Raw genomic sequence first — 25,161 nt, forward strand, 5'->3', positions numbered from 1 at the left:
TTCAGCGTTTTCCCTGATACCGGATACCGTCATTATAAGGTGCGAGCCAGATTCTTCCTTTAGAATCAAGCAAAACTTCCCGGATATCTTTTCCATAATTAAATGGAGGAGATGTTACTTTCCCAGTCCGGAGATTCAACAATATGATGCCTTGCCATCGGCTGCAGCACAACAGGGTATCTTTATCCCAGAAATTGATATAGGAAATAGCAAACAGGCCTATGCATGCAGTGTTGGCCATAACGATGTGGCCATATTGATCCCTCAAGAGAGAAAAATCATCACTCCGGCGCCTGTAGCGTACTACGCCCTTTTCTGTTAGTACCCAAAGATTATACCAGAGCTTGGTATATATTGAGGAATACTACGTTTTTGCGTTAATCGATTATCTTGGTTCGTATAAATGTGTGAATTCGAAGAATAAGTATTATCTTTGCTGTAACTGTAAACGTTAAAATTCAGCATATATGGAAGAAAACTACAGACGTTATCCGATAGGAATACAGAATTTTGAAGAATTACGCACTCGGCAATGCGTATATGTTGATAAGACGGAATTAGTCTACAGATTGGCTAATACCGATAAAGTCTATTTTTTTAGCCGCCCCCGTCGGTTCGGCAAAAGTTTGCTTGTATCTACGCTCGAAGCTTATTTTCAAGGGAAAAAAGAACTTTTCAAAGGGTTAGCAATGGAGCGGTTGGAAAAGGATTGGACAGTTTATCCGGTGCTGCATATAGACTTCAGCTTGACCAAATATACCACTTTGTTCGACTTGCAAGAACAGTTAAATCTCTTTCTATCCCGCTGGGAACAAATTTATGGGAAAAATGGGATAGAAGAAACTCCTGCTGCCCGTTTACAAGGAATCATATTGAGAGCCTACGAACAGACCGGAAAACCCATAGCCGTACTGATTGACGAATATGACGCCCCCCTGCTGGACAGCAACTCCGATATTCAGTTGCAAAAACAGCTCCGCAACGAAATGCGCAAATTCTTCAGTCCGCTCAAAGGATTGGGACAATACTTGCGTTTTCTTTTCATTACGGGCATCAGCAAATTCAGCCAGATGAGCATATTCAGCGAACTGAATAACCTCCAGAATATTAGTATGCGTGATGACTTCAGCGCACTGTGTGGTATCACTGAGCAAGAATTACTGACACAACTGAAGCCGGATATTGAGCAAATGGCTAAAGTAAACGGTGAAACTTACGAGGAAGCCTGTTTGCATCTGAAGCGGCAATATGACGGTTATCATTTTAGCAAGCATTGCGAAGACATATACAACCCATTCAGCCTGTTCAATGCTTTCAATGCAAAGGAATATAAAAACTTTTGGTTTTCCACGGGTACCCCTACTTTCTTGATAGACCTGCTACAGGAAGCGGATTTTGATGTGCGTGAACTGGAAAGTGTAGAAGCTACCGACGAACAGTTTGATGCACCCACCGAACACATAACAAGTCCTATCCCGGTACTTTATCAAAGTGGTTATCTTACTATCAAAGGCTATGATCCGGATTTTCAGATATATCGGTTGGCATACCCCAACGGAGAAGTACGCAAAGGATTTATAGAATCCCTGTTGCCTGCCTACGTACACCTTCCCGGGCAGAACAACACTTTCTATGTCGTCTCATTTATCCGCGATTTACGCAAAGGCGATATTGAAAGTTGTCTGGAGCGCACCCGTTCCTTTTTCGCTTCTATACCTAATGATTTGGAGAACAAAACCGAAAAGCACTATCAGACCATTTTCTACCTTTTGTTCCGCCTGATGGGACAATATGTGGACACCGAAGTAAAAAGCGCCATTGGGCGCGCGGATGTTGTCGTGAAGATGAAAGACGCCATTTACGTTTTTGAGTTTAAGTTCGATGGTACTCCCGAGGAGGCTTTAGCTCAGATAGACAGCAAACAGTACGCCATTCCTTACCTGCCGGACGGCAGACAGATAGTCAAGGTGGGTGTGAACTTCGACAGTGCGACGCGTACTATTGGGGCGTGGAAGATAGAAAAAGGGTGAAGCCACTGCTCCACCCTTCTTTACGATACTTATAGATTAATTAAAGGATACCCTTCACTGTTTCTAGCATACCTTTTTCTTGGATAGAATCCAGATCAGCCTTCACAGCAGCGGTAAGTCCCGGGATATTATTCAAATCTTCGCCCCAGATAGAAGTTGCAGCAAGTACACCTTCGGTTACTTTCTGGGTATCACCTGTTGCCCACAGGTCTTTCAGTAATTGCATGATTTCCGGAGCATCGTTCGGGGTGATCTCAGCGCCGTCTTCACGAACACCGCCTTTATAATAAGTAATGATAGCGGCCAAGCCGAGAACCAGTCCCTTAGGCAATTCACCTTTGCGTTGCAGATAAGTCTTCAAGCCAGGCAGGTCACGAGTTTCATATTTCGGGAAAGAGTTCAGCATAATGCTGGTAACGGCATGGTCAACAAACGGATTGTTGAAACGCTCCAATACATCTTCCGCAAACTTCTTCAGCTCATCTTTCGGCAAGTTCAATGTTTCCATCAACTCATCGAACATTACCTTATTGATGTACTGACCAATAACCGGATGCTGACAAGCATCACGCACAATGTTTACGCCCGACAAGTAAGCTACCGGAGAAAGAACAGTGTGGGGGCCATTCAGCAACGTTACTTTTCTTTCGTGATACGGTGCTTCAGAAGGAACGAACAATACATTCAAACCAGCCTTGTCAGCAGGGAATTCTTTGGCGATCTCCTGCGGAGCTTCGATGACCCAAAGATGGAAAATCTCAGCCTGTACCACCAAGTTATCATCATACTGCAATTTGTCCTTGATTGCTGCAATATCCTTGCGCGGGAATCCCGGAACAATACGGTCAACAAGCGTAGCGTATACACCACATGCTTCTTCAAACCAAGTCTTGAATTCATCACCCAATTGCCATAATTCGATATATTGGTAGATGGTTTCTTTCAGTTTGTGACCGTTCAGGAAGATAAGTTCGCAAGGGAAGATAATCAGACCTTTGCTCTTATCACCGTTGAATGTCTTGAAACGATGATACAGCAGTTGAGTCAGTTTGCCCGGATAAGAAGAAGCCGGAGCGTCAGTCAGTTTGCAGGAGGGATCGAAAGCGATACCGGCTTCCGTAGTGTTGGAGATTACAAAACGCATTTCCGGTTGCTCAGCCAACTTCATGAATTCATTGTTCTGAGTGTAAGGATTCAGTGCACGGCTGATAACGTCGATCATTGTCAGACTATTGACTGTTTCTCCTTTATCCAATCCTTGCAGGTTTACGTGATAAAGATCATCCTGTGCATTCAGCATGTCTACCATACCTTTGTCGATGGGTTGAACTACTACAACACTGCTATTGAAATCAGTTTTTTCGTTCATGTTATAAATAATCCAGTCGATAAATGCACGTAAGAAGTTTCCTTCACCGAATTGAATGATACGTTCCGGGCGCTGAGCCTTGGGAGCGGTCTGTTTGTTTAATGCTTTCATGCTTAAAAATCGTTTTTAAAGTGATTGATATTATGATGTTTATTCAAATTCAAAATAGAAATTGATGTTTTCTTTCATCAGGATGTCGATAGGCATATACTTTACACCGGTCACTGGACGTTTGAATACGACATGGTCGCACAGAGCTTTTACGCCACAGTATCCTTGCAGTCCCGGTCGTTGTCCGATGAGATAATTTACTTCGCCGGATTTCAGGTACTCCACGTTCTTGGGTAGAAGGTCGTATCCAACCAATCCTTCCAAATGGTGTCCTGTTTCCTGTAGATATCCTGCCACCTGATAGACGCGTGAGTTAAAGACAGCTCCTAATACCGCTTTGGGATGTGCGGCAAAGAAATCTTCCAATGTCCGGCGGTTGGCTTCATCATCTTCTTTATTCAGTACTACATCATGAACCACCAGATTCTCATGCTCCTGTGCAATAAAATTCATGAAACCGTCCATGCGTCGTTGCATTTGTATTTCTGCCGGACTGTTCTTTTTATTATTTAGGAATAATATCAGCTCCTGCCCTTCCCTATACTTACGCATCAGGATTTTAGCGGCCATATACCCGCTTGTTCGGGAATCTTGGCCGATGTAGCAGAGTGCATGGGTATCTTCTATATTAAAGTCGATAAATGCGTAAGGTATCTTTTTTCCTTCCAGATGAGATGTCAGCGACATTGTCTCTTCACGGAAATTGGGGGCGATCAATACGGCATCCACTATTTCTTTGCGGAGTTTCGCGCAGGCTTTTTCATAAGAAAGCCGGTCGGCATGATGGTAGCACAAAAAGTCCACGTTTACATTAAAAGGACGCAACTCTTGTGCGGCACGGTTGATGCCTTCTGCAACGGAATGCCAATAGTCATGTTCCACATAATAAGGTATAATACACAGAACACGGTAGCGCTTCTTGGCTGCCAGACCAATGGCAAACATATTAGGATGGTAGTCTATCTCATCAAGCACTTTTTGAACCTTCTCCCTGCTGGCGGCAGAAACATCTCCCCGATTGTGCAACACGCGATCCACAGTTCCGGCAGAAACACCCGCCATGCGGGCAATGTCTTTAATGGTGTAGTTCTTGTTTTCCATATTCTTTGTCTCCTTCGTTTTAAGGCACTAAAGGTTCAATGTCTAAAACTTAAATATTATAAATATTTGCGGCAAAGATACGAATTATTTTGTTTCTCCAAGTAAATTTTCTACTTTTGTGTTCGATAACGGTTAATAAAAGCAAAAACCAATATCTTGCCTATTAGCTTTACAATCAATATTATATAGGTATAAAAAAGAGAAAGTAATATTTTTATATACTTAAAACACAGTAGAATGAAAAAATTTATGGATGAAAACTTCCTGTTGCAGACAGAAACCGCACAGAAGTTGTATCATGAACATGCGGCCAAGATGCCGATTATCGATTATCACTGTCACTTAATCCCTAAAATGGTAGCAGACGACTATCAGTTTAAGTCATTGACTGAAATCTGGTTGGGCGGCGACCATTACAAATGGCGTGCTATGCGTACCAATGGTGTAGACGAACGTTTCTGCACAGGTAAGGATACTTCCGACTGGGAAAAATTTGAAAAGTGGGCTGAAACCGTTCCTTATACTTTCCGTAATCCTTTGTATCACTGGACACACCTGGAGTTGAAGACAGCGTTCGGTATCGATAAGATCCTGAGCCCGAAGACTGCCCGTGAGATTTATGACGAGTGTAATGAGAAGCTGGCTCAGCCGGAATACTCTGCCCGTGGCATGATGCGCCGTTATCATGTGGAAGCAGTTTGTACTACGGATGATCCTATTGATTCTCTGGAATATCATATTCAAACACGCGAAAGTGGTTTTGAAATCAAGATGTTGCCGACATGGCGTCCTGACAAGGCAATGGCTGTAGAAGTTCCTGCTGACTTCCGTGCATACGTTGAGAAACTGGCCGAAGTAAGCGGCGTTGCTATCTCTAATTTCGATGATATGATAGCTGCCTTGCGCAAGCGTCATGACTTCTTTGCTGAACAAGGCTGTAAATTGTCTGACCACGGCATTGAAGAATTCTACGCAGAAGACTATACAGATGCTGAAATCAAAGCTATATTTAATAAGGTGTATGGTGGAGCAGAACTGACCAAGGAAGAAATCCTGAAATTCAAATCAGCTATGCTGGTTATCTTCGGTGAAATGGACTGGGAAAAAGGCTGGACACAACAATTCCACTATGGCGCTATCCGTAACAATAACAGTAAGATGTTCAAGTTGCTCGGTGCTGATACCGGTTTCGATTCTATTGGTGAATTTACTACTGCTAAGGCAATGTCTAAATTCCTCGACCGCTTGAATTCCAAAGGCAAGTTGACGAAGACTATTCTTTATAACCTCAATCCATGCGCTAATGAAGTTATTGCCACTATGTTGGGTAACTTCCAGGATGGCACGATTCCGGGTAAGATACAGTTTGGTTCCGGCTGGTGGTTCCTCGATCAGAAAGACGGTATGGAGAAACAGATGAATGCTCTTTCCGTACTGGGTCTGTTGAGCCGTTTCGTAGGTATGTTGACGGACTCTCGTTCATTCCTCTCCTATCCGCGTCATGAATATTTCCGCCGTACATTGTGTAATCTTGTTGGCCGTGATATTGAAAATGGTGAAATTCCGGCTTCTGAAATGGACCGCGTGAACCAGATGATTGAAGATATCAGCTACTATAACGCTAAGAATTTCTTCAAGTTCTAAAAGAAGAACTATTTTACCCATAGCAAGGAGTGCATCAAAGTTATATTGATGCGCTCCTTTTCTTTTATACGCATCCAACGCTTTTTTTAAGAATAATGTTACTTTTCTTTAATAATAATCGGGTATATCCTTTAACCTTGCATGAGATATTATATATATGAAAGAGAAAATTTCTCTATGTTATTGGCTTTTATAAATTATTCATTAACTTTGCGACATCTTTAGGAATATTCTGATATACTCCTAAAAGATTACATATTAAATAGTTAGAAGCGTTTACCATATTATTCTTGTCAAGGAAATCGCCAAATTTCAAATGGATATAAGAATAATAGGCAACAAAACGCTCATGCTCGCTGTATATCCAAATGTATAGTAGAGCGTGGGCTGTTGTCTTTATTATCTATATCCGGGTGTTTGGCGATACCTCTTGACAGATGATGGCAACAGTTCCCACGCTTTTATTTTATTTATAGGTGTCGTATGGGGACTTTCGGCACCGGATATACACGATGAGAAATATTATATCTGTCTTATGTGCGGCAACTTTTCTATGCCTGCTCTGTTCTTCCTGTTCATCAAGCAGGCGAGTATCCTATCTGCAAAAGTTGAATGGGGGATTTCAAGATACTCTTATAGAATATGATGCTCGCATCATGCCTAAAGATTTACTTACCATCTCCGTCAGTTGTTCTGAACCGGAAGCCGCCTTGCCTTTCAATTTAGTGGTACCTGCTTCGCAAACAGGAATCAATTCCACTAATTTAGTTTCACAACCTACCCTGCAAAACTATCTGGTGAACAATCAGGGCGAGATCGTTTTCCCTGTACTCGGCACCTTGAAAGTAGGTGGAATGACTACTCAAGAAACCTCTGAACTGATTGTGGGGAAACTGGAACGCTACTTGAAAGAGTGTCCCATCGTGACTGTCCGGTTGGTAAACTATAAGATTTCCGTAATTGGAGAAGTAAGCCGCCCGGGAGTCTATACCGTAAATAACGAACAGGTGAATGTCTTTGAAGCTGTAGCAATGGCGGGTGATCTGACCATATACGGGAAGCGGGATAATGTACGTATCATCCGCACCGTAGACGGCAAACAAAAACTTATCACCATCAATCTGAATGATGAAAACATCATCTATTCCCCTGACTTCTATCTACGGCAGAATGACATCGTCTACGTGGAGCCGAACAAGGCGAAGAAACAAAGTGCCAACATAGGTTCTTCCACCAATCTTCTGATTTCCATAACCTCTATTCTCATATCTCTGGCGGGATTAATGGTCAACATTTTACGATAAAAAGTATAAAATCACTACTAATACAATCTATATATGAACACCAATCATACAGACACTAACCAAATGCAGGAACAAGAAATAGACCTGATTGAACTTTTCTACAAACTGTTGGCACACTGGCGGTGGTTTCTGCTGGCTGCTGTGGTAGCACTTGCCGGCGCATATATTTATGTACATGTAACTACTCCCGTCTATCAGGCAACGGCTTCTGTTGTCATCAAAGATTCGGAAGGAAGCAATAAGGCCATCGACGAGTTATTTCAGAAAGTCGCTCCTTCTTCCCTTACCTCTGCAAATACGCAGATTGAAGATGAAATGGAGATATTGCGCTCACGCTCTATCTTGCTGCAAGTGATTAATGAGTTGAATCTGCATACGAAGTACAAGGTGAAAGATGGACTTTTCTATAATGAAACCGCTACACCTCCCATCATTGCTTCTATGGACAAAGCATCCATGGATACATTGAGCGGGACATTACTGATACAAGTAGAGAAAACAGGTGAACGTTATGCCGTGAGCAGCGCCTTGGACGATATTTGTGTAACGGAGACTTTCACAGGTTTCCCTGCTTTTGTGGAAACTCCTGCCGGACGATGCACTCTAAGATTACTGCCCGGACATCAGTTTTCCGAGACCATAAAGATTAGTATTTGCCGTCCTATCGATGCCGTGAACGATTATTCCGGTCAGCTGGTGGTCACTACTACCTCAAAGAAAACTTCTATCATCAGCCTGACCTTCAAGGATACGGATAAGAACCGTGCAGAAGCTTTTCTTGCTAAGTTGATTGAAGTCTACAACCGGGATGCAATGGATGATAAGAATAAGGTGACAGGAAATACACTCATCTTTTTGGAAGAACGTTTGGACAGTATCAGCAACGAACTGGGATTTGTAGAAAAGCATCTGGAGCAATACAAACAAAAAGAACGCCTGAGCGATTTGAAAACCAACATGACTCTGGATTTGAATACGAATAATGAGTACGAAAAGAAGTTGCTGGATGTGGAGATGCAGCTAAATATGACTAACTATATCTATAACTATTTATCGGATGATAAACACCGTTTCTCGCTATTACCGGTGAATACTGGCATTGCCAATACGGAGTTGATGCAACTGATTAACGAATATAACAAGGAACTGCTGGAACGTGAGCGGCTGATGAACACCATGAAAGCAGATAATCCGACGATTGTTAATCAGGATATTCGCATTGATGCATTGAGAAGAAATGTAGTAAGTTCTGTGGTCGGTGTGAAAGACGGACTGAGCATAGCACGTACTGATATTCTGCGTAAAACCGATTATTTCAACTCCCGTATCGGAAATATGCCGAAGCAGGAAAGGGAGTTCAATAACATAGACCGTCAACAGCAAATTAAGGCAAACCTATATCTGATGTTACTTGAACGGCGTGAACAGGCAGCTATTTCTTTGGCAGCCACAATGAACAAAGCAAGAGTGATTGATGCTCCCCTATCTGCTGATAGACCGATAGCTCCGCGAAGTATGATGATCTATGCCGGAAGTCTGTTTCTGGCATGTGTAATGACAGCAGGAGTTATTTTGTTCGGAGGAATTTTCCATACTAAAATTATATCGGTAGCAGAAGTTGAGAGTACACAAATTCCTGTAATGGGAATCATTCCTTATACCAAAGAAGGTGGTGGCGTTGAAGAAGGACAAAACGGTATCATGGAAGAATCTTTTCGCCGCATGAGAAGCAATCTGCGTTTCCTTACCGAAGACGGTGACAAAAAATGTATCCTGATGACCTCCGCCATTAGCGGAGAAGGAAAGAGTTTCATTAGCATCAACCTGGCTCTGACCTTTGCTTTTCTGGGATGTCGGGTACTGGTAGTAGGATTGGACATCCGTCGTCCCAGACTGGCGGAGTACTTCGGAATAAAGAGTCATGTAGGTATGACCAGTTACCTTTCGGACAATGAGATAAAACCGGAAGATATAGTCTTCCCGTCAGGAGTACACGAGCAATTATTCGTCGCACCTGCCGGACCTATCCCTCCTAATCCGGCAGAACTGTTAGAAAGAGCCCGATTGAAAGAGGTATTCGCGTATTTTCGTGAACAGTTTGATTATATCATTGTGGACTCGGCTCCGGTGGGATTGATTAGTGATACATTGAGCTTGAGTAAAGTGACTGATTTCACACTCTATGTGTGTCGCATGAATTATACGCACAAGAATGTATTGTCTGAAATTGTAGAGATACAACGGTCAGGGCAACTGAATCAAATATCTTTGGTAGTGAATGGTGGTAATCTGGCGGAAAAGAAATATGGTTACGGATATGGCTACGGATATAGTTATGGTTACAGAGATACTCATAAAAAGCATAAGTAATATACACTCATTTTTTCATCTCACTTTTTTTTCTTCTCAATGAAGATACTGCTCCGGACTTTCATAAGTTAGGTAAAGTCCGGACGGTATTTTCTAAAACCACCACTTCTTCTTTTTGTCCTGTTCCGCAGGAATATTACCTTGCGTATAGATATCCCGGAACGTTTTATGTTCTTTAATCATCTGATAGATAAGTCCCCAATCGGGCAATCCGCCCAGATTACGATCATCAATGAAAAGGTCTACTTTCAGTTTACGGGAGAATCCACAATCCTGCCGTTTCTCTTCGGGATAATCACGATTGACAGCATAGAATTCCACTCCTCTTTCTTTGCACCAGGCAACGGCTTCTTCCAGAAGTTCACCTTCGCGCACACTCCACAAGATGAGCCTGTGCTGATCTTGCTGCAACAGTTTTAAAGTGTCTGTTGCAAAAGGAATTTCTTTACCGATACGGGGATAGCGATGTTCTACTATAGTTCCATCGAAATCAACTGCTATTGTCATAGTTTTATGCTGAAAAATTACAGAACAAAGATACGAATCTTATTGAAAAAACAAAGCGTTCTCTCCCTTTTACAATTTACAATAGGCAAATATGAAAGAAATTTGCATATAATTTCATAAAAATGTATTTTTGCGCTTAATTTTTCACTAACAACATAATATTAGGATGACTCAATCACCCAAAAATGTATCTAAAGGGTTTACTAAAGCCTTTTGGGTAAGCAACACGGTCGAACTGTTCGAACGTATGGCGTATTATGCCGTTTTTATCGTTCTCACCATTTATCTTTCTTCTATTTTAGGCTTCAACGACCTTGAAGCGAGTATGATTTCCGGTTTATTTTCCGGTGGTCTTTATCTTTTGCCTATCTTCACGGGTGCTTATGCCGATAAGATAGGTTTCCGGAAATCCATGATTGTTGCTTTTTCGCTGCTGTCTGTCGGATATCTGGGTTTAGGAATTCTCCCTACCTTGCCGGAAGCTGCCGGTTTGGTGGAATATGGTAAAGCAACCCGTTTCACCGGACTGCCGGATAGCGATAGCCGCTGGATGATTGTTCCTGTGCTGTTTGTTATCATGGTGGGCGGATCGTTTATCAAATCCATTATTTCGGCTTCAGTGGCAAAAGAAACTACGGAAGCAAACCGCGCACGCGGTTATTCCATCTTTTATATGATGGTGAATATTGGCGCATTTACCGGAAAAACAGTGATTGACCCGTTGCGGAATGTTATTGGAGATCAGGCGTATATCTATATCAACTATTTCTCTGCTACGATGACCATATTGGCATTGCTTTCCGTTGTTCTGCTCTATAAATCTACCCATACGGCAGGCGAAGGAAAAAGTATGCGTGAAATCGGCCAGGGCTTCCTGCGCATCATTACGAACTGGCGTCTGCTGATTCTTATCCTGATTATAACGGGATTCTGGATGGTACAGCAACAGTTATACGCTACGATGCCTAAATATGTAATCCGTATGGCGGGCGAAACTGCCAAGCCGGGTTGGATAGCCAATGTAAACCCGTTTGTAGTGGTTTGCTGCGTTAGTTTCGTGACGCGTTTGATGGCGAAACGTTCGGCTATTACTTCCATGAATATCGGTATGTTCCTTATCCCATTCTCGGCTCTGCTGATGGCATGCGGTAACCTGCTTGGAAATGACGTGGTAAGCGGAATGAGCAATATCACATTAATGATGATAGCCGGTATCGTGATACAGGCTTTGGCAGAATGTTTTATTTCACCGCGTTATCTGGAGTACTTCTCCCTGCAAGCGCCTAAGGGTGAAGAAGGTATGTATCTTGGATTTAGCCATCTTCATTCCTTCCTCTCTTCCATCTTCGGTTTTGGTATCGCCGGAGTATTGTTGACAAAATACTGTCCCGATCCTGTCCTCTTTGAGACTCGTGAAGCATGGGAGGCTGCCAGCGCAAATGCGCATTATATCTGGTACTATTTCGCCGCTATCGGTCTGATATCTGCACTGGCACTGTTAGTATTTGCCAAAATCACCCAATCCATCGACAAAAAGAAGAAAGCCAAGGTCTGAATATCTCATTTTTTATGTATATTTGCCGTCACTTTGCCATAAAAGTGGCGGCTTTTTCTAAATTGAGGAGAACATAATGAAAGTAAAATTTATAAGCCTTGCGAGCGGAAGTAGTGGCAACTGCTATTATATAGGCACTGAAAAATACGGAATACTTATTGACGCTGGTATAGCGGTACGTACTATTAAGAAATCATTGAAGGAAGTGGGCATCGGTATGGAAACAATACGCGCGGTATTCGTTACACACGACCATGCAGACCATATCAAAGCTGTAGGCGGACTGGGTGAGAAACTGCATATCCCTGTCTACACAACTGCGCGTATCCACGAGGGAATCAACAAAAGTTATTGCATGACGGAGAAGCTCCACTCTTCCGTCCATTATCTGGAGAAAGAAGAACCGATGGTACTGGAAGATTTTCACATTGAGTCTTTTGAAGTTCCCCACGACGGTACGGACAATGTGGGTTATTGCATTGAAATCGACGGAAAAGTATTCTCGTTCCTTACCGACCTTGGTGAAATCACCCCTACTGCTGCCAAGTTTATCCGTAAAGCGAATTACCTGATACTGGAAGCTAACTATGATGATGAAATGCTGCGTATGGGTACATATCCGCAGTATTTAAAGGAGCGCATCACCAGCCGTACGGGACATATGAGCAATATTGCAACTGCCGAGTTCCTGGCTGAAAATATCACGGAAGACTTGAAATATATCTGGCTTTGCCATTTGAGCAAAGACAATAATCATCCGGAACTTGCTTACAAGACGGTGGAATGGAAATTAAAGAGTAAAGGTATATTGGTAGGTAAAGATGTGCAACTCTGCGCTTTAAAGCGTAGCACTCCCTCCGACTTGTATGAGTTTGATTAAAAAAAAAAGCCGCTTTCATCGAAAAAAAGATTTTATTTTGCTTGGATGAATAAAATAAAAGGACTACTTTTGCACCCGCAAATAAGAAAAACGATGCACTCTTAGCTCAGTTGGTAGAGCAATTGACTCTTAATCAATGGGTCCAGGGTTCGAGTCCCTGAGGGTGTACGAAGATAAGGTTCTGAAAACAATTGAGTTTCAGAACCTTTTTTAATCTCACCTTGTTTCACTCTCATCATGAATAATTGGAAGAAAAAATTTATCATAATATGGAGCGGGCAACTATTTTCTATATTAAGTAGTTCCATCGCTCAGTTCTCTATCGTCTTATGGATTAGTCTCAAAACGGGTTCTGCGGAAGTTTTGTCCTTTGCCATGATTGCCGCCTTGTTGCCGCAAGCCTTGTTAGGGGCATTTGCAGGCGTATATGTGGATCGCTGGAACCGGAAATGGACTATGATAGGTGCAGATAGTTTCGTTGCACTCTGTTCCGGTATCATCGCTTTGCTATTTTACCTGGATATTGTGGAATTGTGGCACATCTATATATTATTGGCGCTTCGTTCCATTGGTGGTTCTTTCCATTCACCGGCAATGAAATCATCCATTCCATTGCTGGCTCCGGAAAAGGAACTGACCCGTATTGCGGGGATTAACCAGGCTATCCAGTCTGTTTGTAATATCGGCGGTCCTGCGTTGGGAGCGATTCTGCTTCTGGCATTCGATATGAGTGTGGTCATGTTATTGGATGTGGCAGGCGCAATCATTGCCTGCACTTCCTTACTGTTTGTTTACATTCCGAATCCGAAGAAGGAAAACATCTCAGCTAAGAGTGTATTGAACGATATGCGCGACGGTTTCCATGTGATTATGCGCAACCGAGGAGTTAGTTGGGTGATGGTTACAGAGATCCTGATTACTTTCTTTGTGTTGCCGATAGTCGCCCTGATGCCGCTGATGACTCTGCATACTTTCTCCGGAACAGCTTATCAGATTAGTTTGATAGAAACGCTTTTCGGAGCGGGTATGTTGGCCGGAGGGGCATTACTGGGAATCTGGAATCCTAAGATTAGGAAGATACTGATGATTGCGTTCTCTTATGCGGTACTTGGCCTGGCACTGGCTGTATGTGGTATGTTGCCCGGTAACGGGTATGTCTTTTTTGCCATATTGACGGTAGTACAAGGGCTTATCGTGCCGTTTTTATCCGGTCCTTTTACCGCTTTATTGCAGACGCAGTTTAAGCCGATTTATTTGGGACGCGTCTTCTCGCTTTTCGACAGTATAAGTTTGTTCCCTTCTATCATCGGTTTGCTTGTGACAAGCTTTGTTGCCGACTCTTTGGGAATAGGTAACATATTTATATACTGTGGTTTTGCCATTGTGCTGACTGCAATTCTGATGATGTGTATTCCTTCTGTTAGAAATCTGGAGAAAGAGGAGATCAGGAAGAAAAAGTAAATGAAATGCCCCCAAAAGTTAGATATAAAACTTTTGGGGGCATTTCATTTACAGTATTATTGTGCGTCTATACCTCTTTTTTTCAGCATCTCAAAGTCTTCTTTTTTCATTCCTATATCATCCAGTGGACGCGGTTCATTATGATCGTTCAGATAAACTCTCGATTTCTCTGTATAGAGAGGGCTGATGACAGATAGGCTGTCATTGCGATACGGAGTTTCTATTCCGGCCAGTTCCATCATAGTCTGGAAAAAAGAAATGCTGGAAGATATATTTTTCTGTCGGTTCATCGAAGCAGCTTTCTCTATCCCGGGATACTCTTCCCTATAACTGTCGGATGTCCACAGCAGGAAAGGTACGTGTAGCTGATAGTAGGACGGAACGGGGGATGCATGAAGAAACAGGTGTCGGCCATCGTCGAAGATATCTTCCCCATGGTCGGACGTGTAAAGCATACTGGCATCTATTTGCTGCTCCTCCAATAGGTGGATGATACGTGCCAGGAAATTATCCGTATACCGAATGGAATTGTCGTAGGCATTCATCAGGTTATCTTTGTATTTCACTTCTGCATCTACGGGGAAATCCGGTAAGAAGAAAGCAGCAGTTTCCGGATAACGTTCCCGGTAATTGAAGTGTGAACCGTAGGTATGCAACACGATGAATTGCTTTTGATTTCCTTTCTCAAGCTCTTTTTCTACCAACTTCAGGAGTTCGTCGTCGGACGGATTGTAATTGGAGTCATCCGAATCTTCCTTGATAAAATCGTAGGTATCTGCCTCCATTCCGAAAAAGTCGATGAAAGAATGGTTATATCGCTGGTTTGAGAAAAAAGCTGTCTGAAAACCGGCTTCTTTGAAAGCGGTAATGATACTTTTCCGATAATAAATGGAATCGAAATTCTGTGCAGAAACAGGAGAAAGCAGCATGGGTACACTCTTGTGCGTAGTATTCGATTCCGTCAGAACATGGCAGAAAGAAGTTACTCCTTCTATTTTAGAAAGTTCAGGGTTCGTATCCCGATCATAGTCGTAAAGACTCCAGTTCAGGGCGCGGGATGTCTCGCCCACTACCATAATATAAATTTCCCGTCTGTCTTCCGGATGGGAAGGTTGGGCGTTAAAAGTAAAGTTCTCTGATGTGCGGTGATACGTCCTTGTTTGGACATTACGCTGGAATGCGAGTGCTACATTATAACACACGTTGGCAGGATACAAATCCGATTTCAGCTCGTAACGTTTATCGAGTCCATAAGCGGCGCCCAATGAGATAAAGCCGATGAGTAAGGCAATCCATGCCTTTTTCCGTTCCCGACGGATAAATTCCGGAGATAATTTCCGCTTCTTTATAATGGAGATTGCAGCCAGAATCAATGCCGGTATATAAAGAATAATCACATTCACTAATGCCGGAACAAGATTATCCAGCAACTCCATAGCTTCACTTGAATTAGTGGTTACTAGGTTCAGGAACATATCCACAGCAATAATGGACTGTCCGAAGAGATAAAGCAGTACTATTTGGAAAGCTCCGAAGAAGATGAATAAGAAAAGTATCCAGAACATCTTTCCACAGTTTCTCGACAAAGTCATCAATAGATAATAGAAAGCAAATGGCAACAGTACATTGCATACTTTTGCCACCACAGGTATCGGCTCTGTAAAACAGAGGATGATATTGGGTACTATCAGGATCAGCAGGAACAGATAGAACAAGTGCTCCTGATTTTCCAACCATTTCTTTATGTTTTTAAAAAGCTTCATTGATGTTGAATATAAATCCGGTCTGGCCTTTTCCAAACCCTAAATCTAACCTTACGTTTACTCTCTTTTTGAACTCCCACCGATAACCAAAACCATAATTAGGGAGGATATGTTTAACTTCGAAGCCGGAAAATTTAGGAAATACGGTTCCCGCTCCTGCCCATACAGCTACGCCATTTCGCCTCCAGACATGCTGACGAAGCTCTATCTGCGCATCCATGGCACATTTATCACGGTAACGCCCTTCGTAATAGCCACGCATAGAATAAGAACTTCCCAATGTTGCCATCAATCCCCAAGGCGGATTACCGTAATTCAGCAACGTATGGAATTGCCCAGCCAATACTCCCCCTTTCCATACAGGATGATAATAGCTGGTAGTCAGCTCTGTGTTGCTGAAAGCATATTTATTACCGAGGAATGCGGGACTGAACCGTTGGTCTATTCTCAGGTAATAGCCACTATAGGCATTTGTGAGGAAATCCCGTGAATCATAGAGTAATGAGAATCCGAGGCTTATATTGGTAGTCCGTGCTTTCATTCCTTCCCACAGTTCGGGCTTTTCAAAATCGTGGCCGTAGACATAATCAAAGACAGCCATCGGACCGATATAGAAGTTCCGCGCTACACGAGTCATGAAGTCTATCTTTACTTGTGCCTGGAAGCGGTCGTAATCACTTTCATTATCGTCATTAGAACCGTTTTCATATCCTTTTCCCCAATACAGGCTGGGGAACGAATAGAAATAAAGATTGTAATTCAGACGGTATTTGTCTTGTGGAAAGAGATGATTTCCACGTACCCCCAACAAATAGAAACCTACCGTAGATACATCACCGTATAAAGATACATTAGATGGCGGAAGGATGGTATCATTCAGATCTGTACGATATAATCCGGCGGCTACCAAGCCGATACCGAACTTGGTGTCACTGGAATAATGAGGCCCTCCGATAACGCTGAAGTCAAACTTCTTGTTTTTTTTCTCTTTGTTGGCATCATTAAAATAGTCCAGGAATTTCTTGAAGAAACTTTTCTTTTGTGGTAAAGTGTCAGTTACGGATACAGAAGAGTCGACTGAAACATCTGTTCCTGTGGGGCCTTGTGCCCATATATCGGTGGCTATTATCAATAACAGCACCGGTAATAGCCATTTCGTTAGTTTAGCGTCCATGATTATACCTGTAGAAAACTACGTCGGCAAATTTAGTTTTATTTTAATCATATAACAACAATTTTGTGAAGTGTTTTGTTCAAACTTCTTCCATTAAGAAAAAAGGGGGAAGAAATAAGAATTTCAGAACTTTATTCCCATTTTAACGTTATTCTTTTAGAACGAATAACGAACTTCATTATGAAAACAAAAATGGATATTCCCGATAAAGAGGGACGAAAACGACTTGTGATTGTGGGTGGTGGCTTCGGTGGATTGAAGTTGGCACGCAAATTGAAAAGCGATAAATTCCAGATAGTGTTATTGGACAAAAATAATCATCATATTTTCCAACCCCTACTCTATCAGGTAGCAACCGCTGGTATTGAACCGAGTGCAATATCTTTTCCTTATCGCAAGATATTTAAAAAGAGAAAACATTTCCATATACGTATTTGTGAGGCGCAACGGGTGATTCCCGAAGATAATATTCTGGAGACTTCCATTGGAGCTCTTCCATACGATTATCTGGTTGTCTCTACCGGATGCCGTACCAACTATTTTGGTAATGATGGGCTGTCTCAACGGACGATGGCCCTGAAGAACACTGCAGAAGCTCTGTTTAATCGCAACCAGATTCTGGAAAGCTTTGAAAAAGCACAGAATACCAGCAATCTGGAGACAAGGAAACGGCTCATGACATTTGTCATCGTAGGTGGCGGTGCTACGGGTATAGAACTTTCCGGTGCATTGGCAGAAATGAAAAAATTTGTGCTTCCGCAAGACTATCCCGATCTTGATATGAACCTGATGCGCATTATTCTTGTGGATGGTGCTCCCCGTCTGCTCTCCGCTTTCTCTGAAAAATCTTCGGAAGAAGTGGCAAATTACTTATTAAAACGTGATGTAGAGATCATAACCAGTGTGCAAGTTACGAATTATGAGAATGGAACGATGACACTGAGTGATAACAGTACTCTGGAAACAATGAACGTCTTTTGGGTTGCAGGTGTACGCGCCAACAGCATAGAGGGACTTGCAGAGGAAGCCTATGGTTCCGGTAATCGTCTTCTTGTCGATCTTTACAACTGTGTTCAGGGTTATAACAATATTTTTGCCATCGGTGACACTGCACTTATGATTTCCAAGGAATACCCGAAAGGACATCCACAAGTAGTTCAACCAGCCATTCAGCAAGCCCGTAATCTGATCCAGAATCTGGATAGAAAGGAACGGGGACTTGAAATGCAACCTTTTGTTTATCACAACAAAGGCTCCATGGCTACCATAGGACGTAATCACGCAGTGGTGGAACTGAAAAAACTTCGTTTCGGTGGTTTCCCCGCGTGGGCAGCATGGCTATTCATCCACTTAATGAGTATTGTCGGTGTAAAGAACCGTCTGTTTATCTTTGTAGACTGGATGTGGAGTTACTTTACATACGATCCTTCTTTGCGGGTAATTATAAAACCTTTGCGCAGAGATAAACCATAATACCTTATTTTTCGTTATATTAAATATAAATGTTTAAAACGAACGACTATGCTTTACAAATTTTTATTCCCGTCTAAACCGGATGGAGCAGCAACGTCTGCTATATTATTAATAGTGAGAATTATATTTGGTGTGTTATTAATGAATCACGGTATCGAAAAGTGGTCTAATTATCAGGAGTTATCCGCTGTATTTCCCGACCCGCTGGGTGTGGGCAGTCCTCTTTCACTGGGATTAGCTATATTCGGTGAATTGGCTTGTTCTATGGCATTTATCATTGGTTTCCTTTATCGTCTGGCAATGCTGCCGATGATATTTACAATGGGGATGGCATTTTTTGTTATTCACGGAAACGATCCGTTTGCGGTCAAAGAACTGGCTTTCATATATCTGGTGGTATACGTACTGATGTATATTATCGGTCCCGGAAAGTTTGCCGTAGACCACTGGCTGGGTAAGGCTTTGACTCCCAAAAAGCCTTAATTTTACCAGGGCTGTTTAACTGAAAATTTGTTTTTGTCTCTTATTTAAGTGTATTTTTCACAAAAAGCACTTATATTTGCCCGAAGAAAAAGAGCAAAGAGTTAAATCAATAAACTCAGTAAAACAAAAGAAAGTAATTATGAAAAAGAGTAATTTGAATTTGGCTGCAACCGTGATGATTTGTGGCGCATTTCTTTTCAGTTCTTGTATCGGTTCTTTCGGCCTGCACAGTAAATTGGTAAATTGGAACCAAAGTATCGGTACAAAGTTTGTTAATGAGCTTGTTTATCTGGCTTGCAACATTATCCCCGTATATCCTGTTTGCTATCTGGCAGATGCGTTGGTAATCAACTCCATTGAATTCTGGAGCGGTTCCAATCCGATGGCTAACGTGGGTGATGTGAAGAAAGTAAAAGGTGAAAACGGAAACTATCTCGTAAAAACATTGGAGAACGGTTACTCTATCACAAAAGAAGGTGAAACCACTGCTATGGAGCTGGTTTACGACAAAGAATTGAACACTTGGAATGTTGTTGCAGAAGGTGTTAGCACTGAATTGCTGCAAATGAACGGTGATGGTACTGCACAGATGTATCTGCCGAATGGTGAAGCAATGAATGTGACATTGGATGCACAAGGCGTAGCAGCTGCTCGTCAGGCAACGATGATCAACACTTATTACGCTGCACGCTAATTAAGAAAAGAACTTGAATATACGGGCGGATGAGTAATCATTCGCCCGTTGTTCTTTATACCCCTCCCGATTTTTTTAGAATGGGTAACCTACTGCAAAGTGGAAAGCAAAGTCACGTCCGAAGTCAGGACGCAGAATGGGATAACGATCCTTTCCCTTTTCAGGGTTAATAGCCTTCATACCACCATCAAAGCGAAGTACAAAGAAATCCAGATCCAGACGTAATCCCACACCGTAAGCTACGGCTATTTGCTTATAAAACTGGTCGAACTTGAATTTACCCCCCGGCTGATCCTGATATTCGCGAATCGTCCAGATATTTCCCGCATCTACAAACAAAGCACCTCTGAACTTCCAGAATAAACGTGTGCGGTATTCTATACTGGCATCCAGCTTGATGTCACCCGACTGGTTCATGAAGTTACCTTTTTCATCGGAGAAAGTACCGGGACCGAGACTACGTACCGACCATCCGCGTACACTGTTTGCTCCACCCGAGAAATAACGTTTCTCGAAAGGAATCATCCGTGCGTTTCCGTAAGGAATGGCAATACCTCCCCCAATATGAAATGCAATGGAGTTACGGTTATCGATGACGATATTTTTGGCAAAGTCCAGGTCACCTTTTATATATTGTGCATACGGAATATTCAAGATAGTGTATTCATCCTGATCATTTTTCTTTAAATTGCTCATTTTAGAAAGCACATACAAGAGATTTCCAGCAGACTCAAAGTTGAAACGTATACTATAAGAATTACCAATCACTGCATTGTTCATCAATGCTTGTCCTGCGCTGTTATAGATATAGCTGTACCCGGTACGGACAATCAAACGGTCTTTATAGTTATACTCCAGTAGATAGTTCTTCTCATCGTTCAGGAAATTGTTTTTAAACTCGGGTTCTATCCATGGCATATACAAATAGTTGATGTCCAGCAAGTCTATGCGATGCTGCGAACGCTGTCGCTGCAACCCCCATTTATAACTCCATGAACCGGATGCAACGATGCGTGTAAACTCGGGACGCATCTGATAATTATATTGCAGCCCGAATTCCGTGGTTGCCCTTATCCTCCGCTTGAAGTCATTGGATATGAACGGAAACATGAAGCGGGGAAAGTTTATACTGGTTTCCACACCAAGTTCCGTATAGTTGTCATTCTTATACCCTAAACCGGAAACAGCTTCGTAAGCTCCGCGAAGCTTAACCAGGAAAGTTTCGGAACCTCTGAATACATTGCGGTTCTGAAAAGATACAGATGCCGCGGCACCCAAATCACCCGCAGAGTTCGTTCCCTCCAGTTCGAAAGATACAGACTGATGTTTGTTCTTCGTCAGCATAACATAGGCATTCAGCTTTGTGCTATCACTTACCTGTGTTTCGAAGAAACGTACATTGGTATATTTCAATACCGGCAGACGTCCGAAGTTGGAGTAAGTGCGCTGCACATCCTGTTCGTTGTAAAGATCTCCCGGAGTTATCCGCAGATTATCAGTCAATACTTTAGGACGCAGGTACAATTTATCTTTATAATATATGGGAACCCCTTTATAGTGTATCGAATCATTGATTTCCACACTACTGAGAGCTGAAGATTGCAGGACGTCATAGTCCGCAATGAAATTCACTTTATTAATCGTATACTGTGGATGGTCCTGCAATTCAGCACCGGAATGCTGTCTGTATCGTGCCAGATGCAAGGTCAGATCCACCTGATAAGTGCCACGTACCGTATCTGCCGTATAAGAAATATAATCTTTATTGAATTTATAATAACCGTTGCGAAGCAGGTTACCCGTGATCCGTTGACGTTCACTGTCCAGTATGTTGGCATTGAAGTACATACCTTCGGATAAATAGGTCGATGCAGAATCTTTCTGCATATATTCCCAGATTTTTTCATCCTGAACATCATATTTCAGGCTACGGACAATATACGGCTCTCCAGTGTTTACTTTATAAGCCAGTTTTACCTTTTTCTTCTTGATTTTGGGAATGTACTCTACGGTAGCACCCATGTACCCCATATTCTGAACGGCTTTCGTCATTTCCTCCCGTGAACGTTCAGTTTCTTCCTTACTATAGATAACGGGGGCATCTCCCAGCCTGCGTAAAGCCCTGTTCACCCAGCGGGTAGAATCACGTCCCGACCAGTTGTAAACATACAGCTGGGTTTTAATCAGACTAAACCATTTGGAGTTCGGATTTTGCCGTACATATATGGACAAATTAGAAGGCTTCACATTTTTATTATCAGTATGTATGCGCACTTCATCCAGCAAGTATGAACCATCCGGCACATATTTGGTGGTCGAGCAGGAAGCTAATGTAAGTATGGCAGCAGTAAGTAGTGCGTAGTGGAAGCCTTTCTTCATACCAGAATTAATAAATTGCGCATAATTGACTACAAATATAAATCTATTTTTTCTTTTCCGAAATAAAAAACCGGATGAAGTGTGTTCCGTTTTTTGATTATATAGAAATAATCACGTACTTTTGCCAAACGATAACATTTAAGCTATGGCACTGAGCAAAAACCGCATCAAATATATCCACTCGTTGGAGCTGAAGAAGAATCGTAAAACAGAAAAAGTCTTTCTGGCAGAAGGTCCTAAACTGGTAGGCGATTTGTTAGGACATTTTCCCTGCCGCTTTCTGGCAGCTACGCCCGAATGGTTATCGCAACATCCCAAGCTTCCGGTAGGAGATGTTTCGGAAGTGTCTGATGAAGACCTTTCCCGTGCCAGTTTATTGAAAACTCCCCAACAAGTACTTGCCGTATTCGAGCAGCCGGAATATGGAACGGATGCTTCCGTCATCAGCCATTCGCTTTGTCTGGCGCTGGACGACGTACAAGATCCGGGAAATCTGGGCACTATCATTCGCCTGGCAGACTGGTTTGGAATAGAGCATATCTTCTGTTCCCCGAACACCGTAGATGTATATAATCCAAAGACGGTTCAAGCCACCATGGGAGGCATTGCCCGTGTGAAACTGCACTATACTCCCCTGCCCGACCTCATTCAAAGCCTGAAGGATATACCTGTTTACGGCACTTTCCTCGATGGAGAAAATATGTACACACAGAAATTATCATCCAACGGATTGATTGTGATGGGTAATGAAGGTAACGGAATCGGGAAAGAAGTGGAGCAACTCATTAACCGCAAACTTTATATTCCCAATTATCCTGCAGAGAGGGAAACGTCCGAGTCACTGAATGTAGCGATTGCTACCGCAGTGGTCTGTGCTGAGTTCCGCCGACAGGCTGCATCGTTGTAAAATCGAAAGGATAAAGTAGATAAGCACTCATTTCGGAAGGAAACGTTTCTTGGCAGAAAACTTCCGGAAGTTCCTGTAATACTTCATTTGATTTCTGAAATATACCGGAGTACCCTTTGGAAATATCTTCTTCATTATCCAATAAAGCAATGACTCCGGGAAACCATTCCACACCTTCAATCTCCTCTGTCAAGGGAAAGGCGGACACGACTTGTCCTTCTTCCACCCCTACCACATATTGTTTGAGATAACCATGTCCGGGCAGAAAAATAAAATGTGAAGCGAATCGTTTGATCATCAGGGCTTATCTTTACGGAATTGAAGATGTTCCGGCTTGTCCACCTTCTTCAGTGCAGGTTCCGAAGACGGACGAGGACGGGCAGCATCACGTCTGCGCGGATTATCGTTTATCTTCTCTTCCACAGGTTTCAGTTCCTCTTTCTTGAGTTTCTGAGTTTCTATTTTTTCTGTCTTAACAGAATCTTTCTGAATAGAATCATTCTTAGCAAACGACAGTGTATCCGTAGCATGATAACGCATCAGTGAAATGCGGTCGGTCAGCAATGTACGAGTGGCCTGTGCTGCGGGATAATAGATATATCCGCGTATCTCCTGGATTTTTCCCAATGTATCGGCAAAGAGTGAAATCGTTTCCATACCCGATTTGTATACTTTCTGAATATCACTGATCATGCTGTCCTTATAGACAATCTGCATAGCCATGACGGGAACATATAGGGAATCAGGCGCACCGTTGTGGAAGCGGAAACGAACGTTCCACCGCAAAGTATCGCGGTCTTTAAAGTTGGTATCTGAGGGTAAAACGAAAGTAATCTTGTTGTCCATCGGCATACCTGTCAGCTGATAGATACGTTGCCATGCCCATACATCAATACTGTCACCCGGAAGACTTTCCTTCGGCTTATTGTCACGTATGGCAATTAAATGATTGACAGCATCCCGCTCCGCTTTCAGCCTTGCGTTTACTTTCTCGTAAATCTTGGTGAGTACTTCCGGATTACGCGTGAACCAAACCATCGAAGAGTCAAATTCGGCTTGCGTAATGCCATGCTTTTTAAACACCGATTCAATGTACAACACCCTTTTATAGCCATCAGTATAAGGGACTTCTTCCCCCATAGCCTTTGCTATATGGTAGTCATAAAGCACATTTTCCATCTTAGCATCCGATATGACCACCTTCGGCCTTTTTACCTGGCAGGCTGTCAAACAAGATGCTAACAGGAATATGCTAAACCATTGAATTTGACGCAGACCTTTCATGATTTCTTTATTGCATGATAAGAGTCATTCAAATATTTGCTGTAAAATAATAACAGGGCAATAATACCACAACTGATAGCGGCATCGGCAAGGTTGAATATCGGGCTGAAGAATATGAAATGATCCCCACCTACCAACGGCATCCATTGAGGCCAGTTCGTATCAATGATAGGGAAATAGAACATATCCACCACCTTTCCGTAGAACAAAGGAGCATATCCTCCGCCTTCCGGCAGGAATGAAGCTATCTGCGAATGCGTACTCTCATTGAACAACACACCATAGAATACACTATCGATGATGTTACCCAACGCTCCCGTAAGAATCAGAGATACGCATACGATATAGCCTGTCTTCAAGCCCTGCTTGATTATTCTCGTTAAATACCACCCTATCGCTCCTACGGCAACAATACGGAACAAGGTAAGGAATAACTTACCGAATATCTCCATACCGAACGCCATACCGTTATTCTCGGTAAAGTAAATATAAAACCATGTAGGCGGTTCTGCATCTACCATGCCCAGCTTCTCATAAAGCCATTTTATGGCGTTTTCGCTCTGATGCCAATACATGTGAGTCTTGACATAGATCTTGATTATCTGGTCAGCAATTAATACCGAGAAAATAACGAGCAGCGCAATGCGACCTTTCGTGAGGTATTTGTTCATC

21 protein-coding genes and 1 tRNA gene are annotated in these 25,161 nt (G+C 42.5%); 13 read left to right on the forward strand and 9 right to left on the reverse strand.

The genetic code is table 11. The annotated features are described in order from the left end of the window. Positions 1-322: hypothetical protein (locus tag BN161_RS30200; protein ID WP_209441927.1), on the forward strand; the 322-nt coding region annotated here is incomplete at its 5' end. Between the two features lie 145 nt (positions 323-467). Beyond that, positions 468-2,030: an ATP-binding protein gene (locus BN161_RS23915; RefSeq protein WP_044271039.1), complete on the forward strand. Its 1,563-nt coding sequence runs from the start codon at positions 468-470 to the stop codon at positions 2,028-2,030. A 40-nt stretch (positions 2,031-2,070) separates the two neighbouring features. On the opposite strand, the gene BN161_RS23920 is transcribed toward BN161_RS23915, so the two are convergent. Together BN161_RS23920 and BN161_RS23925 are read right to left on the reverse strand one after the other, a co-directional pair. Beyond that, positions 2,071-3,510, reverse strand: coding sequence for a tagaturonate reductase (locus tag BN161_RS23920; RefSeq protein ID WP_044271041.1), 1,440 nt, complete (start codon positions 3,508-3,510; stop codon positions 2,071-2,073). 39 nt (positions 3,511-3,549) lie between these two features. Continuing rightward, positions 3,550-4,611, reverse strand: a complete 1,062-nt coding sequence (locus BN161_RS23925; RefSeq protein WP_044271044.1) for a LacI family DNA-binding transcriptional regulator — start codon at positions 4,609-4,611, stop codon at positions 3,550-3,552. Between the two features lie 237 nt (positions 4,612-4,848). On the opposite strand from BN161_RS23925, the gene uxaC reads away from it, so the two are divergent. The 3 genes from uxaC to BN161_RS23940 all read left to right on the forward strand — a co-directional run bounded on the left by uxaC (position 4,849) and on the right by BN161_RS23940 (position 9,929). Then, a complete protein-coding gene (gene uxaC / locus BN161_RS23930; RefSeq protein WP_044271047.1) occupies positions 4,849-6,255 on the forward strand; it encodes a glucuronate isomerase in 1,407 nt (468 codons plus the stop codon). 599 nt (positions 6,256-6,854) lie between these two features. Beyond that, on the forward strand, positions 6,855-7,559 hold the full coding sequence (locus BN161_RS23935; protein WP_044271075.1) for a polysaccharide biosynthesis/export family protein: 705 nt from the start codon (positions 6,855-6,857) through the stop codon (positions 7,557-7,559). Between the two features lie 33 nt (positions 7,560-7,592). Continuing rightward, positions 7,593-9,929, forward strand: a complete 2,337-nt coding sequence (locus BN161_RS23940) for a GumC family protein (RefSeq protein ID WP_044271049.1) — start codon at positions 7,593-7,595, stop codon at positions 9,927-9,929. 93 nt (positions 9,930-10,022) lie between these two features. Here BN161_RS23940 and BN161_RS23945 read toward each other — a convergent pair whose 3' ends face one another. Continuing rightward, positions 10,023-10,436, reverse strand: coding sequence for a BT0820 family HAD-type phosphatase (locus BN161_RS23945; RefSeq protein WP_044271051.1), 414 nt, complete (start codon positions 10,434-10,436; stop codon positions 10,023-10,025). Positions 10,437-10,602: 166 nt separating this feature from the next. On the opposite strand from BN161_RS23945, the gene BN161_RS23950 reads away from it, so the two are divergent. The 4 genes from BN161_RS23950 (at position 10,603) to BN161_RS23965 (ending at position 14,332) form a co-directional block, all read left to right on the forward strand. Further along, positions 10,603-11,991, forward strand: coding sequence for an MFS transporter (locus tag BN161_RS23950; RefSeq protein ID WP_044271054.1), 1,389 nt, complete (start codon positions 10,603-10,605; stop codon positions 11,989-11,991). A 76-nt stretch (positions 11,992-12,067) separates the two neighbouring features. Then, positions 12,068-12,871 (forward strand): MBL fold metallo-hydrolase, encoded by an 804-nt coding sequence (locus BN161_RS23955; protein WP_007218484.1) that lies wholly within the window; start codon positions 12,068-12,070, stop codon positions 12,869-12,871. 95 nt (positions 12,872-12,966) lie between these two features. After that, positions 12,967-13,039 (forward strand) — tRNA-Lys (locus BN161_RS23960). A gap of 69 nt (positions 13,040-13,108) precedes the next feature. Beyond that, a complete protein-coding gene (locus tag BN161_RS23965; protein WP_044271057.1) occupies positions 13,109-14,332 on the forward strand; it encodes an MFS transporter in 1,224 nt (407 codons plus the stop codon). 56 nt (positions 14,333-14,388) lie between these two features. Here BN161_RS23965 and BN161_RS23970 read toward each other — a convergent pair whose 3' ends face one another. Both BN161_RS23970 and BN161_RS23975 read right to left on the reverse strand, forming a co-directional pair. After that, positions 14,389-16,095, reverse strand: a complete 1,707-nt coding sequence (locus tag BN161_RS23970) for a phosphoethanolamine transferase (protein ID WP_044271059.1) — start codon at positions 16,093-16,095, stop codon at positions 14,389-14,391. After that, complete coding sequence (locus tag BN161_RS23975; protein WP_044271060.1) at positions 16,082-17,269, reverse strand: BamA/TamA family outer membrane protein; 1,188 nt, start codon at positions 17,267-17,269, stop codon at positions 16,082-16,084. The genes BN161_RS23970 and BN161_RS23975 overlap by 14 nt, the downstream gene beginning before the upstream one ends. Before the next feature lie 180 nt (positions 17,270-17,449). Between BN161_RS23975 and BN161_RS23980 the strand changes: the two genes are divergently transcribed. The 3 genes from BN161_RS23980 (at position 17,450) to BN161_RS23990 (ending at position 19,919) form a co-directional block, all read left to right on the forward strand. Next, complete coding sequence (locus BN161_RS23980) at positions 17,450-18,742, forward strand: NAD(P)/FAD-dependent oxidoreductase (RefSeq protein WP_044271062.1); 1,293 nt, start codon at positions 17,450-17,452, stop codon at positions 18,740-18,742. A 48-nt stretch (positions 18,743-18,790) separates the two neighbouring features. Then, positions 18,791-19,225 carry a DoxX family protein gene (locus BN161_RS23985; RefSeq protein ID WP_007218479.1) on the forward strand — a complete coding sequence of 145 codons (435 nt, stop codon included), beginning with the start codon at positions 18,791-18,793 and terminating at the stop codon, positions 19,223-19,225. Between the two features lie 139 nt (positions 19,226-19,364). Next, positions 19,365-19,919 (forward strand): DUF3332 domain-containing protein, encoded by a 555-nt coding sequence (locus tag BN161_RS23990; RefSeq protein WP_007218478.1) that lies wholly within the window; start codon positions 19,365-19,367, stop codon positions 19,917-19,919. A 75-nt stretch (positions 19,920-19,994) separates the two neighbouring features. On the opposite strand, the gene tamL is transcribed toward BN161_RS23990, so the two are convergent. Next, positions 19,995-22,298, reverse strand: coding sequence for a translocation and assembly module lipoprotein TamL (gene tamL / locus BN161_RS23995; RefSeq protein ID WP_044271065.1), 2,304 nt, complete (start codon positions 22,296-22,298; stop codon positions 19,995-19,997). A gap of 145 nt (positions 22,299-22,443) precedes the next feature. Between tamL and BN161_RS24000 the strand changes: the two genes are divergently transcribed. Continuing rightward, positions 22,444-23,205: a TrmH family RNA methyltransferase gene (locus BN161_RS24000; RefSeq protein WP_044271066.1), complete on the forward strand. Its 762-nt coding sequence runs from the start codon at positions 22,444-22,446 to the stop codon at positions 23,203-23,205. Here BN161_RS24000 and BN161_RS28925 read toward each other — a convergent pair. Genes BN161_RS28925 through BN161_RS24010 form a run of 3 tightly spaced genes read right to left on the reverse strand, consistent with a single transcriptional unit; the run spans position 23,156 to position 25,160 of the window. Next, positions 23,156-23,500, reverse strand: a complete 345-nt coding sequence (locus BN161_RS28925; RefSeq protein ID WP_074435187.1) for a hypothetical protein — start codon at positions 23,498-23,500, stop codon at positions 23,156-23,158. The genes BN161_RS24000 and BN161_RS28925 overlap by 50 nt on opposite strands. A gap of 2 nt (positions 23,501-23,502) precedes the next feature. Then, on the reverse strand, positions 23,503-24,489 hold the full coding sequence (locus tag BN161_RS24005) for a DUF4296 domain-containing protein (protein WP_044271068.1): 987 nt from the start codon (positions 24,487-24,489) through the stop codon (positions 23,503-23,505). Continuing rightward, entirely contained in the window at positions 24,486-25,160 is a 675-nt protein-coding gene (locus BN161_RS24010) for a lipoprotein signal peptidase (protein WP_007214115.1), read from the reverse strand. Before BN161_RS24010 ends, BN161_RS24005 begins: the two co-directional genes overlap by 4 nt. Position 25,161: the final 1 nt, after the last annotated feature.

The organism is Bacteroides timonensis, assembly GCF_000513195.1.
GTDB classification, from domain to species: domain Bacteria; phylum Bacteroidota; class Bacteroidia; order Bacteroidales; family Bacteroidaceae; genus Bacteroides; species Bacteroides timonensis.